We start from the raw sequence: 13,727 nt of genomic DNA on the forward strand, positions 1-13,727 counted from the left end.
GCGGAACCCGACGGCCTAGAGGCGGGTCGAGTGCAGGAACCTCCTCGCCAGGTTTTCCTCGGTGGACGCGCCGGGGGTCCACTCGGTGATCCACGGACCGGTGCCTTCGCTGGGGTCGACCACTCCCCGCTCCAGCCACGCATACCGTCCCTCGAGGATCGAGTGCGCGACCTGCTTGTCCACGTCGTCGGTGTTGTGCCACAGACCGTCGAACAGTTTCTCGACCCGCAACGCTGCCTGCCGGCAGAACACGTCGGCGAGTTCGTAGGCGGCCGCGCCCTCGGCCTCGTTCTCCTCGCGCTGCATCGCCGCCTTGACGCACGTGGCGGACATCGCGAACAGCTCGGCGCCGATGTCCACGACCCGGCCGAGGAAGCCCTGCTGCTTCTCCAGCGCCGCCTGCCACCGGGCCATCCCGTAAAACGTGGAGCGGGCCAGCTTGCGGGAGTGCCGTTCGACGAACCGCAGGTGCTTGGCCAGGACACCGAATTCGCTGAACGACGTCGGCACCTGCCCCTTGCCTGCCACGAGTTGCGGCAGCCACTTCGCGTAGAAACCACTCGCCTTGGCGGCCGCGCGGGCCTTCGCACCGGTGTCGGCGTGCGGGTCCGCGAGATCGCCCGCCGCCGTGAGGTGCGCGTCCACGGCCTCGCGCGCGACCAGCAGCCGCATGATCTCGCTCGAGCCCTCGAAGATCCGGTTGATGCGCAGGTCGCGGTCCAGCTGCTCCACCGGCACCGCACGTTCACCGCGGGCCGCCAGCGACGCCGCCGTCTCGTATCCACGGCCGCCGCGGACCTGGATCAGCTCGTCGGAGATGACGCAGGCCATCTCGGACGACCACAACTTGGCGAGCGCCGCCTCGATCCGGATGTCGTTGCGACCCTCGTCGTTCATCTGCGCCGACAGGTCCACCACGGCCTCGAGGGCATAGGTGGTCGCGGCCATGAACGACAGTTTGTTGGCGACGGCAGTGTGCTCGGCGATCGGCTTGCCCCACTGGACGCGGACGCCCGACCATTCGCGGGCGATCTTCAGCGACCACTTCCCGGCCCCGGCGCACATCGCCGGAATCGCCAGCCTGCCGGCGTTGAGTGTGGTGAGCGCGATCTTGAGTCCGTCACCTTCCCGGCCGATCAGGTTCTCGGCCGGAACGCGGACCTTGTACATGCGGGTGACGCCGTTCTCGATCCCCCGCAGTCCCATGAACGCGTTGCGCCGTTCGACGGTGATGCCCGGGGTGTCGGCCTCGACGACGAAGGCGGAGATTCCGCCGCGGTGGCCTTCGCTCTTGGGCACCCGCGCCATGACGACGAGCAGTTCGGCGACGACGCCGTTGGTCGTCCACAGCTTCACGCCGTCCAGTTCGTAGGCGGCACCGCCCTCGATGGGGGTCGCGGAGGACGCCAGCCGCGCGGGGTCGGAACCGACGTCCGGTTCGGTGAGGAGGAAGGCGGAGATGGCGCCGCGGGCGCAGCGCGGCAGGAACTCGCGTTTCTGCTCGGGGGTGCCGGCCAGCTTGAGCGGTTCGGGGACGCCGATCGATTGATGCGCGGACAGCAGCGCGCCCAGGCTCGGATGCACCGACGCGACGAGCATCAAGGCCCGGTTGTACGCGACCTGCGAGAGTCCGAGGCCGCCGTACTCCTCCGAGATCTTCAGGCCGAAGCACCCGAGGTCGGCGAGGCCGCGGACGTATTCGTCGGGAATGCGCGACTGGGACTCGATGACGCTGCCGTCCATCTCCTCGCAGTAGGCGCGGAGGCGAACGAGGAATTCCTCGGCCTTGGCGGCGTCCTCGGTCGCCGGCCGGGGGAAGGGATGAACCAGATCCAGCCGGAACCGTCCCAGAAACAGTTCTTTCGCGAACGAGGGTTTGTCCCAGCCGGATTCCCTCGCCTCCTCCGCGACCGCTCGTGCTTCTTCCTCGGTGACCTTCGGAGCTGAGGTGTCGACCATGACGCGCCTCCTACTGGCGGGTAGTCCTACTCACCAGTATCACCCAATCGGCGCACTCGGGACAGCGTTTCCGCTACTCTTCGGCCGATGCGGACTCCCTCGCGACTCCTGGGCGCCGGCGCGGTCCTGCTGTGCTTGCTGGCGCCCGCGACCGCGGCGCACGCCGCCCCTCTCCCCGACGACTTCCTGTGGGGCGTCGCGACGTCCGGGTTCCAATCGGAGGGTTCCTCACCAGACAGCAACTGGCGGCGGTATTCCGACTCCGGACGGACCCACGACGCGATCGGCAGCTCCGTCGACTTCCGTCACCGGTACACCGAGGACATCACCCGCGCCGCGGACCTGGGTGTCGACGTCTTCCGGTTCGGCGTCGAATGGGCCCGCCTGCAACCCACCCCGGGCGTGTGGGACGAGACCGAACTGCGGTACTACGACGACGTCGTCCACGAGATCACCGGCCGCGGAATGACCCCGATGATCACCCTCGACCACTGGGTGTATCCGGGGTGGGTCGCCGATCGGGGCGGCTGGGCGAACCCGGACACGGTCGACGACTGGCTCGCGAACGCGCAGAACGTGATCGAGCGCTATTCCGGTCTCGGTGCGCTCTGGATCACGATCAACGAACCGACCGTCTACGTGCAGAAGGAGCTGACGTTCGGTGGCATCACCCCCGACCGGGCCCCGCAGATGCTCGACCGGCTCGTCGAGGTCCACCGCCGCGCCTACGACCTGATCCACGAGAACGACCCGGGCGCCCGGGTGAGCAGCAACCTCGCGTACGTCCCAGCCGCGATGGACGCGCTCGACGCCACCTTCGTCGACCGGATCCGCGACAAGCTCGACTTCCTCGGCGTCGACTACTACTACGGCCTCTCCCCCGACAACCTCACCGCGGCACACGCGGTCACCGACGCCTTCTACGACATCAACCCTCAACCGGACGGCATCTACCACGCCCTGATGCGGTACACCGGAAAATTTCCGGGACTACCGCTGTACGTCGTGGAGAACGGCATGCCCACCGACGACGGGAAACCGCGCCCGGACGGCTACACCCGGTCCGATCATCTCCGCGATCACGTCTTCTGGCTGGAGCGGGCACGGGCGGACGGCGCCCCGGTGATCGGATACAACTACTGGTCGATCACCGACAACTACGAGTGGGGCACGTACCGTCCCCGGTTCGGCCTGTTCACCGTCGACGCGCTGACCGATCCCACCCTCACCCGCCGACCGACCGATGCGGTGACCACCTACCGGGACCTCGTCGCGAACGGGCTCCTGCCCGGCTACGAACCCGAACGCCCTGCCGCACTCTGTTCCCTCGTGAATCCGCCGCTCAGCTGCATCGATCCCCCGTAGATCGGGTGCAGCAGAGGCGCGACGTACCATCACCTCGTGTCGTGGCAGATGTGGTGTGCAGTGCTCGGGGCTTCGTGCGTGATCAGTCTGTCCCCGGGGGCCGGCGCGATCGCATCGATGGCCACGGGGATGCGGTTCGGGTTGCGTCGCGGCTATTGGAACATCGCGGGTCTCCAGCTGGGGTTGCTGCTGCAGATCGCGGTGGTCGCCGCCGGACTCGGGGCACTGCTCGCGAATTCGACACTCGCGTTCACGGTGATCAAGTGGTTCGGCGTCGCCTACCTGGTGTATCTCGGCGTCCGTCAGTGGCGGGCGAGCGCGACCGACGTGTCGGGCGTCGACGGCGAGGTCGCCGAGACCAGCGGGCCCGCGATGACCCTGCGCGGCTTCCTGGTCAATGCCAGCAACCCGAAGGCCGTCGTCTTCATGCTGGCGGTGCTCCCACAGTTCATCACCCCGTCGGCGCCGCTGCTCCCCCAATACCTGGTCATCGCCGCCACCATGGTCGCAGTCGACGTCGTCGTCATGACCGGCTACACCGGGCTGGCGTCGAAGGTCCTGCGGCTGATGCGGTCACCACGCCAGCAGCGCGCGACCAACCGGACGTTCTCCGGATTGTTCTTCGTCGCGGCCACGTTCCTGGCGACGGTGCGCCGCGCCGTCTGACCCGTGAGTACTTGTTAACCGCGGGCGGTTAACAAGTACTCACGGGTGGGGTCACATGTCGAGGCCGAGATCCAGCACGGTGACGGAATGGGTGAGCGCACCGACCGCGAGGTAGTCGACTCCGGTGCCGGCGTACTCGGCCGCGACGTCCAGCGTGAGACCGCCCGACGACTCCAGCTTGGTGCCGGGGGCGTTCGCGTCACGACGTTGCACGGCTATCTGCGTCTGCCACAGCGGGAAGTTGTCGAGCAGCACCAGTTCGACGTTCTCGGCCAGCACCTCGTCGAGTTGCTCGAGGCTGTCGACCTCTACCTCGCACTCGATGTCCGGCGCCGCCGCGCGCACGGCCCGCAGCGCCGCCACGACCGAACCGGCGGCCGCGACGTGGTTGTCCTTGATCAGTGCCGCGTCGCCGAGCCCCATGCGGTGATTGACGCCGCCGCCCACCCGGACGGCGTACTTCTGCAGGCCGCGCAGTCCCGGCAGCGTCTTGCGACTGTCGCGGATCTTCGCCCCGGTGCCCTCGACCGCGTCCACCCAGGCGGATGTCGCCGTGGCGATGCCGGACAGGTGGCACACCAGGTTGAGCATCGTCCGCTCCGCGGTGAGCAGCCCCTGTGTGGGCGCGGTGACCGTCAGCACGGCCTGGCCGGGCGCGACCCGGGTGCCGTCGGCGACCCGGTCGAGAACCTGGTAGCGGCCCGCCCCGATCACTTCGTCGAGCACCAGCAGTCCCACGTCGAGGCCGGCGACGGTGCCGTGCGCGCGGGAGACCACGGACGCCTTGGCCACCGCGTCGGCCGGGACCGTGGACGACGACGTCACGTCCGGTCCGTACCGCAGGTCCTCGTCCAGGGCGAGACGCACGAGCGCACGCACCTCGTCCGCGTCCAGACCGTCGGGAAGGACATGGTCGGACATCACAGCACTCCTGTCAGTTGGGGTTCGAGAAGCTCGAGTTCGCTGTCGCGCAGACGCACGTGCGTGCTGCGGCGCCACTCGTCGGATGTCTGCGGGTAGTCGCTGCGGGTGTGGCATCCACGACTTTCGGTCCGCGCCGCGGCGGCGAGCACCAGTGCGGACGCCGTCAGGGTCAGCGCGGCGTCTTCGAGCGCGGTCTGCCCCTCGGGCACCGTGTGTGGCGCGGCGGCCAGGGCGGCGGCCACCGCCTCGAGGCCGGCACCGTCCCGGACGACGGAGGCGTTGCCGGTCATCAACTGCTGCACCAGTTCCCGCGGTGCGGACGGCAGGGCACGCTGCTCGGGTTCGGTTGCCTCGACGCGGAGGCCGGCGCGTTCGACGGCCGCGGCGCCGACCCGCTCGCCGACCACCAGGCCTTCGAGAAGACTGTTGGAGGCCAGCCGGTTCGCTCCGTGCAGCCCGGTGCGGGCCACCTCGCCCGCGGCGTAGAGGCCGGGGACGGCGGTGCGTCCGTCGACGTCGGTGACCACTCCGCCGCACGAGTAGTGCGCGGCGGGCGCAACCGGGATCAGCTGTTCACGCGGATCGATCCCGGCGTCCAGGCACGAGGCCGTCACGGTCGGGAAGCGCTGCACGAAGCCGGACAGGTGACGCGCGTCGAGGTAGACGCGGTCGTGACCCAGTTCCCGAAGCCTCGACGCGATCGCCCGCGACACGACGTCGCGGGGGGCGAGGTCACCGCGCGGGTGCACACCCGCGGTCACCGATTCGCCGTTGGCGTCGACGAGGATCGCACCCTCGCCGCGGACGGCCTCACTGATCAGCGGACGCCGTCCGAGACCGCCGGGGGTGAACAGGACGGTCGGGTGGAACTGCACGAACTCGAGATCGGCGACGGCCGCGCCTGCGTCCAGCGCGAGAGCGACGCCGTCGGCGGTGGCTCCGGGCGGGTTGGTGCTGCAGGCGTACAGCTGCCCGAGCCCGCCGGTGGCCAGGAGGACGGCCGGTGTGTGGACGACGCCGAGTCCGCGCGGCGAATCCACGAGCACGCCGGTGACACCGCGCGCGTCGGTGAGTACCCGTAGGGCGACGCTGTCGAACAGGACGGGAAGCCCGGCGGCACCCAGGGCTCGCTGCACCTCGGCGCCCGTGGCGTCCCCGCCGGCGTGAATGATCCGCCGGGTGCTGTGCCCGCCCTCGCGGGTGCGCGAGACGGCGCCGTCGCGGCCACGGTCGAACACCGCGCCCAGATCGGTCAACGCGGCCACGGCATCACGGCCGCCCGCCACGATCGATCGCACCGCGTCGTCGTCGCACAGGCCCACCCCGGCCTCGCACGTGTCGGCGACATGCGACTCCACCGAATCGGTGACGGCGTCACCCACCACCGCGATGCCGCCCTGCGCGTACTGCGTCGCGGTGTCCGTCGCCCCGCCCTTGCTGACGGTGAGCACGGTCAGTCCGCGCAGCGAGGCGGTGCGTGCGGCCGTCAGTCCGGCCACACCACCGCCCACCACCACGAGGTCGGCGTGCTCTTCCCAGGAAATCCCCCGGGCCGGGCTGCTCACTCGCCGCCGCCCGGGTTTCCGATCTCGATCATGCGCTGCACCGATTTGCGGGCACGCTCCGCGGTCGCGAGATCGACGTGAACCTCGTCCTTGCCCTCGAGCAGGCAGCGGAGCAGGGCCGCGGGGGTGATCATCTTCATGTACGGGCAGGACGCGCGGTCGTTGACGGCCTGGAAATCGACCTCCGGCGCGGCCTTGCGCAGCTGGTGCAGCATGCCGACCTCGGTGGCCACGAGAACCTGCTTCGCCCCGGTCGCGCGGGCGGCGTCGAGCATGCCGCCCGTCGACAGGATCTTCACCTTGTCCTCGGGCACGAACCCTTCACCGGCCAGGTAGAGAGCCGAGGTGGCGCAGCCGCATTCGGGGTGCACGAACAGTTCGGCACCGGGGTGCGCCTTGGCCTGCGCGGTGAGCTCGTCGCCGTTGATGCCGGCGTGGACGTGGCACTCACCCGCCCAGATCTGCATGTTCTTGCGGCCGGTGACGCGCTTGACGTGTGCGCCGAGGAACTGGTCGGGCAGGAACAGGACCTCACGGTCGGGGTCGATCGACGCGACCACGTCGACGGCGTTGGACGACGTGCAGCAGATGTCCGTCAGACCCTTCACCTCGGCGGTGGTGTTGACGTACGACACGACGACGGCGTCGGGGAACTCCGCCTTCCACTCCCGCAGCTGATCGGCGTTGATCGAGTCGGCCAGCGAGCAGCCGGCACGCTCGTCCGGGATCAGCACGGTCTTGGCGGGGCTGAGGATCTTCGCGGTCTCGGCCATGAAGTGCACGCCACAGAACACGATGGTGTCCTCGGGCGCTTCGGCCGCGATGCGCGAGAGCGCGAGGGAGTCGCCGACGTGGTCGGCCACGTCCTGGATGGCGGGCAACTGATAGTTGTGCGCAAGGAGCGTCGCTCCCCGCTCACGCGCCAGCCGTTTGATCTCGGCAGCCCACTCTTCGCTCGCCTCGACGCCCGCGTAACCGCCGGGACCGTCCTGAATCTGCGGGTTGGTACCCGCCCACAACGTCGTGGTCGTCATGGCTTGCTCCTTCACCGTGAACTCGGGCGGGGTGGCCCGAATTTCCGCAATCGAGGTTTTCGACTTAGGATCGAAAACATGCCCAATAGTAACACCACGCACGAAGTGCTTACCGCGGTGTTCCAGGTTCGCCACTTTCCCGACCACATCACCGCAGTTCAAGGCGGTGATGCGCGTCACGCCGGTGAGCTCGCCGTGCTGCTGTGGCAACGAGCCCTCGATCCCCAGGCGGGCGCCTGGTCCCTGCCCGGTGGACTGCTCCACGAGGACGAGGACCTCACCACCTCCGCGCGACGCCAGCTGGCCGAGAAGGTGGACGTGCAGGAGGTCTCCCACCTCGAGCAGCTGTCGGTGTTCAGCGACCCGCATCGAGTGCCCGGCCCGCGCACCATCGCGTCGACCTTCCTCGGACTCGTCCCCCTCCCCGCCGACCCGCAGCTGCCGCCGGACACCGCGTGGCACCCGGTGTCCGCGCTCCCCGAGACGGCGTTCGACCACGGCACCGTCGTCCGGCACGCCCGGACCCGCCTCGCGGCCAAGCTCTCCTACACCAACATCGCGTTCGGCTTGGCCCCCGACGAGTTCTCCATGTCGACGCTGCGCGAGATCTACTGTGCCGCACTCGGGTACCAGGTGGACGCGACCAACCTCCAGCGCGTCCTCGGACGACGTGGGGTGCTCACTCCCACCGGGAACACGGCGCCGTCGGGCCGTGCCGGCGGGCGCCCGGCCGCCCTCTACCGGTTCACCGACTCCACGCTGCGGGTGACGGACGAGTTCGCGGCGCTTCGACCGCCGAGCTGACCCCGCTCGTCAGGCGGCCTCACGCCTGCGCGAGACCCCGCCAGAACGTGTCCGATGCGGCGGTGACGACTTCGTCCACCGGAGCGCCGTCGAGCATCCCGCCTGCAGCGAGGGTGGCGATCCCGTGGAACGTCGCGAACGCGACGAGGGCGATGCGCGACGCGTCCCCGGGTCCGATGTCGCCCGCGGCCTGGGCTTCGGTGACGATCCGGACCGTTAGGTCCATCGAGGCGTGGCCGGCCTCCACGACCTGGGAAGCGGCTCCGGGCGCGTGCTTGTTCCCGTACATCAGGGCCAGCAACTCCCGGTGTGCGAGTGCGAAGCTCACGTAGGCGCCTGCGAGCGCGGCGAAACGGGCCCGGGCATGCGATTCCGCCTCCTCGACCGCGCGTTCGAGGGCGGCGGTGAGACGCAGGAAGCCGGACTCGGCGAGTGCGTCGAGCAGCGCCTGACGATCCCGGAAGTGCTTGCTGGGTGCGGCGTGGCTGACCCCGGCCTCACGCGCGAGTTGCCGCAGGGAGAGTCCGTCGACGCCGTCCTTCTCGAGCGTGCTCTCGGCGCGCGCGAGCAACACCCGGCGAAGACTCCCGTGGTGGTAGGGCTGTTCGGCGACGGGCATGCCGCCAGCCTAGCAAGATGTTGTCATTGACTACATAGATGGCACTGACTACATTCGAGGACACCCCACCGCTAGGAGCACACATGTCCTTCGATGTATCCGGAACCACCGTCCTCATCACCGGCGCCAGCGCGGGCCTCGGTGCCGAATTCGCCCGCCGGTTCGCCGAGCGGGGTGCAGATCTCGTCCTCGTCGCCCGCCGCGCCGACCGGCTCGAACAACTCGCCACCGAACTCCGCGCCGCGCACCACGTGTCGGTCACCGTGCTCCCGTTCGACCTCGCGACACACGGCGCCGGGGAGCGGTTGCGCGGCGAACTCACCGCCCGCGACATCCGCGTCGACTCGCTGATCAACAACGCGGGATTCGGGACGCACGGAGATTTCGCGTCCGCCGACCTGGAGCGCCTCACCTCCGAGATCCAGCTCAACGTCACCACCCTCGTCGAGCTGTCGCACGCTTTCCTGCCCGACCTGCTCCGGGGACGCGGCGCACTCGTGAACGTGGCGAGCACCGCCGCGTTCCAGCCGACTCCCGGCATGGCCGTCTACGGGGCGACCAAGGCGTTCGTCCTCAACTTCACAGAGGCGTTGTGGGCCGAGGCGCGAGGCACCGGCCTCACCGTGCTCGCGGTCTGCCCGGGCCCCACCCGCACCGAGTTCTTCGACGTCGTCGGTTCCGAGGACGCCGCCGTCGGCCGCATGCAGACCGCGGATCAGGTGGTGACGACAGCGCTGCGCGCACTCGACCGGCGCAGCACCCCGCCGAGCGTCGTCTCCGGGCTGATGAACTGGGTGTCGTCGGTCAGCACCCGGTTCGCGACTCGCCGCATCGGCGCTCTCGCCAGCGGGCGCCTCCTCGGGAACGTGCGGATGCGGACGTCGGTCACGAGGTAAAGGTCGCGTCGCGCTCTTCCGGCTCGTCGAGTTCGACCGGGGGATCGCTGACGCCGAGATCGTCGTACGGGTTGAGCGCGGCGAGCACCAACGTCACGACGCAGGCGACGAGGGGCTGGAAGATCAGCACCAGCGGGGTCCCGATCCCCGGCGCGACCGCCACGACCGTACCGGCGGTCGAGGTGTCGGGGTCGGGAAAACGCAGCGCGGCCACGCCGATTCCACCGAGCGCCATCACACCGGCCCCGACCACACTGCCCGCGAGAACCGCACCCAGCGCCACCGGGCCGCGACTTCTCCGCGCCGTCCACGCCGCGACCGCGGTGAGGATCCCGACGACCAGGCCCGCGCACGCGAACATCCCGATCGCATCGAACCGGTGCACACTCTCCCCCGTCAGCGACACCCCGCGGTCTGGGGCGACCACCAGCAGGTGCTCGGGCGGTGCGAGGACTCCCCACAACACTCCGGCGAGCGCGCTCGCCACCACCGTCCCGCAGAAGATTCCGGCGGCAGATCGAAGCCTGAAGCGCGGGAGCGTGGTCACCCGTCCGACGCTACCGCCGTCCGCCGCAGATCGAGTCGAACACACCGTGGCGGGAACATTTCGCCCACCAGCCGTCCGGGCTGATCTGCACCACCATCCGGCGTCCGCACGCCTCGCAGAAGCGGGGCGGCTCGAGACCCAACTGCGCGGCGGCGGGCACGGTGTCGTCCACACCGGCCACCACGCGGCGGCCGGTGTACGGGTTGTAGCGCTCCTCGCGGCCGTCGACCCGGCCTTCGGGGCGGTCGCCCCGGCCTTCGGGGCGGTCGCCCATGGTCGCCTCTGCCATGATCGTCACAGGGTGTCGTTCAGGGCCTTGATCGGCATCTGCAGATCGACGAGCAGGTCGAGATCCTGTTCGGCCGGGCGGCCGAGGGTCGTGAGGTAGTTGCCGACGATGACGGCGTTGATGCCGCCGAGGATGCCCTGCTTGGCGCCGAGGTCGCCGAGCGTGATCTCGCGCCCGCCCGCGAAGCGGAGGATGGTGCGGGGCAGCGCGAGGCGGAACGCGGCGACCGACTTGAGGGCCTCGCTCGCAGGCAGGACCTCGAGGTCGCCGAACGGGGTTCCGGGCCGCGGGTTGAGGAAGTTCAGCGGCACCTCGTCGGGTTCGAGTTCGGCCAGGTTGGCCGCGAACTCGGCGCGCTGTTCGAGGCTCTCGCCCATGCCGAGGATGCCGCCGCAGCACACCTCCATGCCCGCCTCGCGCACCATGCGGAGCGTGTTCCAGCGCTCGTCCCACGTGTGGGTGGTGACGACGTTCGGGAAGTGGGACTTCGACGTCTCCAGGTTGTGGTTGTAGCGGTGCACACCCATCGCGGCGAGCTGGTCGACCTGCTCCTGGGTGAGCATGCCCAGCGAGCAGGCGATCTGGATGTCGACCTCGTTGCGGATCGCCTCGATGCCGGCAGCGACCTGGGCGAGCAGCCGCTCGTCGGGGCCGCGGACGGCGGCGACGATGCAGAACTCGCTGGCGCCGGACTTCGCGGTCTGCTTGGCGGCCTCCACGAGCGACGGGATGTCGAGCCACGCCGCGCGCACCGGCGACTGGAACAGGCCGGACTGCGAGCAGAAGTGGCAGTCCTCGGGGCAGCCGCCGGTCTTGAGGCTGATGATGCCCTCGACCTCGACCTCGGGACCGCACCACTTCATGCGCACGTCGTGCGCGAGGGCGAGCAGTTCCTCGAGCCGGTCGTCGGGAAGTTGCAGGACCTCGAGCACCTGACTCTCGTTCAGCGCGTCACCGCGCTCGAGAACCTGCTCACGCGCGAGGGCGAGGATGTCTGTCTGTACCGGGGCCGATGTCACACGTATCTCCTGGAAAACGGGCCGATCACGTGCCGTGAATCGACGGAACCGAAAAATTGAACACCGTACAAGTTGAACGGTGTTCACGTTAGATCCGTGGTGGAATACTGTCAAAGCCGGAGCGGGCTCTTCGACGAGATTGGGAGATCACACAGTGCAGTTGCGACGCGGCGACGTACTCGACGGCGCAATGGCCATCCTCGACGAGTTCGGCCTCGCCGACCTCACGATGCGCAGACTCGCGACGGCTCTCGGCGTGCAGCCGGGTGCTCTGTACTGGCATTTCCCCAACAAGCAGACCCTGCTCGGGGCGCTCGCCGACAAGATCCTCGAAGACGTCGACGCCCCGGTCACGGCCCCCGGGTGGGACGCGGAGTTCACCGAACTGGCCCACCGGCTCCGCACCGCGCTGCTCGCCCACCGCGACGGCGCCGAACTGGTTTCCGCCACGTACGCGTCGCGCATGACCAACTCCCGGGTCCGGGAAAGCTTCGCAGCAGTCGGCCTGCGGTCCGGACTGTCCCGCGAACACGCGGAACTGTCGTCGTACTCGCTGCTGTACTACGTCCTCGGCCACACGGTCGACGAGCAGTCGCGGGCGCAGATGGAGTCGGCAGGCGCCCTCACCCGGGCCGCCCTCTCCCCCGATGCGCCGCAGTCCCCGATCGCGGCGTACGACGAGGACCTCCTCGACGGCGATCCGGCGGTCCGGTTCGACTTCGGCCTGTCGCTGTTCGTCGACGGAATTCGCGCACGCTTGAAAGACTCCGCCCACCGCCCCTGAGCGCGCACAATTGAGTCGACGCCGCGTCGGCCACTCCAGGACCGCGCGGCGCCTCCGACGGCCCAGGGACGGACGCGATGACGTCTTCACTCGGCCGCCGCACCGGAACGGTTCTCGCGGCGGCACTCGTACTGTCGCTCCTCGGCGCGCCCACCCCGGCGGCGGCACAGACTGCGGGCGGCGATCCGGGTGCGGTCGTCGCCGCGACGCCGCTGGCACCGGACGCGCGGCCGCCGGGCGTCGCCGACGCCACGTACGTCACCTATTGGACGACGGGGCCGATGGACGAACCCGCACTCAGCACCGGTGCGGTTCTCCTGCCCCCCGGTGAGGCGCCGCCCAGCGGGTGGCCCGTCGTGTCCTGGGCCCACGGGACGGTCGGCATCGCCGACAAGTGTGCGCCGACGGTGACGGGAAAGCTCGTCGGACCGTACGTCCAGCACTGGCTCGACCAGGGTTACGCCGTCGTCGCAACGGATTACGTCGGCCTCGGCACGCCCGGTGTGCACCCGTACCTCGACGGCCCGACGGAGGCGCACAGCGTGATCGACATGGTGCGCGCGGCGCGGACCGTCACGCCGTCCCTGTCCGATCGGTGGGTCGCCCTCGGTCAATCGCAAGGCGGCCATGCCGCTCTCGTCGCCGCGTCGATGGCCACCACGTACGCACCGGAACTCGACTTCCGCGGCACTGTCGCCACCGGCGCCCCGTCCAACCTGGAGAATCTCGCGCCACTCGTCGGCCCGGGTTTCCCGGAGGTGCCACTCACCGGGAGCACGGTGTTCGTGGCGTACGCGCTCGCCGGATTGCGGGCGTCACGGCCCGACCTCGACGTCGACAGCTACCTCACACCGCTCGGCGTCGACGTCCTGAATCGCGTCGAATCGCTCTGCTACGAGGAGGCAGCCCCGCAACTCGACGGCATCTCTATCGGACAGTTGATGTCCCGTCCCCTCGACGACCCGGCGGTCCTGGCGGCGCTGCGCACCACTCTGGGTGTGCCCGTGCGGGGCTACGACCGGCCGCTGTTCATCGGGCAGGGACTGTTCGACGACGTCGTCCCCATTCCTCTTGCCTGGAAACTGACGGCGGACCTCGCCGCGAACGGGCAGCAGTTCGTGTTCCGGACGTATCCGACCGGCCATCTCTACACCATGCCCGCGTCCCTGCCCGACACCAGTGCGTTCGTCCGAAGCCTCTTCGGCTAGCAAAATGCACTGGTAAGACCACTTGACCTCTTACCTATTGCCGACCTA

Annotated in this window: 14 protein-coding genes; 6 read left to right on the plus strand and 8 right to left on the minus strand. The window is 69.5% G+C overall.

The window, feature by feature from the left end:
* Nucleotides 1–15: 15 nt before the first annotated feature.
* On the minus strand, nucleotides 16–1,959 hold the full coding sequence (locus tag PSR88_RS05235) for an acyl-CoA dehydrogenase family protein (RefSeq protein WP_016880077.1): 1,944 nt from the start codon (nucleotides 1,957–1,959) through the stop codon (nucleotides 16–18).
* Nucleotides 1,960–2,046: 87 nt separating this feature from the next.
* On the opposite strand from PSR88_RS05235, the gene PSR88_RS05240 reads away from it, so the two are divergent.
* Nucleotides 2,047–3,324, plus strand: coding sequence for a glycoside hydrolase family 1 protein (locus PSR88_RS05240; RefSeq protein ID WP_016880076.1), 1,278 nt, complete (start codon nucleotides 2,047–2,049; stop codon nucleotides 3,322–3,324).
* Between the two features lie 36 nt (nucleotides 3,325–3,360).
* Entirely contained in the window at nucleotides 3,361–3,990 is a 630-nt protein-coding gene (locus PSR88_RS05245) for a LysE family transporter (RefSeq protein ID WP_016880075.1), read from the plus strand.
* A 51-nt stretch (nucleotides 3,991–4,041) separates the two neighbouring features.
* On the opposite strand, the gene nadC is transcribed toward PSR88_RS05245, so the two are convergent.
* Genes nadC through nadA form a run of 3 tightly spaced genes read right to left on the minus strand, consistent with a single transcriptional unit; the run spans nucleotide 4,042 to nucleotide 7,513 of the window.
* A complete protein-coding gene (gene nadC, locus PSR88_RS05250; protein ID WP_009473686.1) occupies nucleotides 4,042–4,911 on the minus strand; it encodes a carboxylating nicotinate-nucleotide diphosphorylase in 870 nt (289 codons plus the stop codon).
* Complete coding sequence (locus tag PSR88_RS05255) at nucleotides 4,911–6,479, minus strand: L-aspartate oxidase (RefSeq protein ID WP_016880074.1); 1,569 nt, start codon at nucleotides 6,477–6,479, stop codon at nucleotides 4,911–4,913. The genes nadC and PSR88_RS05255 overlap by 1 nt, the downstream gene beginning before the upstream one ends.
* Nucleotides 6,476–7,513: a quinolinate synthase NadA gene (gene nadA / locus PSR88_RS05260; RefSeq protein WP_005247541.1), complete on the minus strand. Its 1,038-nt coding sequence runs from the start codon at nucleotides 7,511–7,513 to the stop codon at nucleotides 6,476–6,478. Before nadA ends, PSR88_RS05255 begins: the two co-directional genes overlap by 4 nt.
* A 78-nt stretch (nucleotides 7,514–7,591) precedes the next feature.
* Here nadA and PSR88_RS05265 point away from each other — a divergent pair, with 78 nt between their 5' ends.
* Entirely contained in the window at nucleotides 7,592–8,317 is a 726-nt protein-coding gene (locus tag PSR88_RS05265; RefSeq protein WP_011594192.1) for an NUDIX hydrolase, read from the plus strand.
* Nucleotides 8,318–8,336: 19 nt separating this feature from the next.
* Here PSR88_RS05265 and PSR88_RS05270 read toward each other — a convergent pair whose 3' ends face one another.
* Complete coding sequence (locus PSR88_RS05270; RefSeq protein WP_011594193.1) at nucleotides 8,337–8,936, minus strand: TetR/AcrR family transcriptional regulator; 600 nt, start codon at nucleotides 8,934–8,936, stop codon at nucleotides 8,337–8,339.
* Between the two features lie 83 nt (nucleotides 8,937–9,019).
* Between PSR88_RS05270 and PSR88_RS05275 the strand changes: the two genes are divergently transcribed.
* Entirely contained in the window at nucleotides 9,020–9,832 is an 813-nt protein-coding gene (locus tag PSR88_RS05275; RefSeq protein WP_016880073.1) for an SDR family NAD(P)-dependent oxidoreductase, read from the plus strand.
* On the opposite strand, the gene PSR88_RS05280 is transcribed toward PSR88_RS05275, so the two are convergent.
* From PSR88_RS05280 to bioB, 3 genes are read right to left on the minus strand one after another with little or no spacing between them, the layout of a single operon-like run.
* The gene (locus tag PSR88_RS05280; RefSeq protein WP_029537372.1) at nucleotides 9,822–10,379 is read right to left on the minus strand and encodes a DUF2567 domain-containing protein; all 558 of its coding nucleotides are present in this window, start codon (nucleotides 10,377–10,379) and stop codon (nucleotides 9,822–9,824) included. The two genes, PSR88_RS05275 and PSR88_RS05280, sit on opposite strands and share 11 nt — an antisense overlap.
* A gap of 10 nt (nucleotides 10,380–10,389) precedes the next feature.
* Nucleotides 10,390–10,677: a hypothetical protein gene (locus PSR88_RS05285; protein ID WP_016880071.1), complete on the minus strand. Its 288-nt coding sequence runs from the start codon at nucleotides 10,675–10,677 to the stop codon at nucleotides 10,390–10,392.
* Nucleotides 10,674–11,687, minus strand: a complete 1,014-nt coding sequence (bioB, locus tag PSR88_RS05290) for a biotin synthase BioB (protein ID WP_005260291.1) — start codon at nucleotides 11,685–11,687, stop codon at nucleotides 10,674–10,676. Before bioB ends, PSR88_RS05285 begins: the two co-directional genes overlap by 4 nt.
* A 154-nt stretch (nucleotides 11,688–11,841) precedes the next feature.
* On the opposite strand from bioB, the gene PSR88_RS05295 reads away from it, so the two are divergent.
* Together PSR88_RS05295 and PSR88_RS05300 are read left to right on the plus strand one after the other, a co-directional pair.
* The gene (locus tag PSR88_RS05295) at nucleotides 11,842–12,471 is read left to right on the plus strand and encodes a TetR/AcrR family transcriptional regulator C-terminal domain-containing protein (RefSeq protein ID WP_005260290.1); all 630 of its coding nucleotides are present in this window, start codon (nucleotides 11,842–11,844) and stop codon (nucleotides 12,469–12,471) included.
* A gap of 77 nt (nucleotides 12,472–12,548) precedes the next feature.
* Nucleotides 12,549–13,679 (plus strand): lipase family protein, encoded by a 1,131-nt coding sequence (locus PSR88_RS05300; RefSeq protein ID WP_016880070.1) that lies wholly within the window; start codon nucleotides 12,549–12,551, stop codon nucleotides 13,677–13,679.
* Nucleotides 13,680–13,727: the final 48 nt, after the last annotated feature.

It is taken from the genome of Rhodococcus sp. DK176 (assembly GCF_038447315.2).
Classification (GTDB): Bacteria; Actinomycetota; Actinomycetes; order Mycobacteriales; family Mycobacteriaceae; genus Rhodococcus_F; species Rhodococcus_F jostii_A.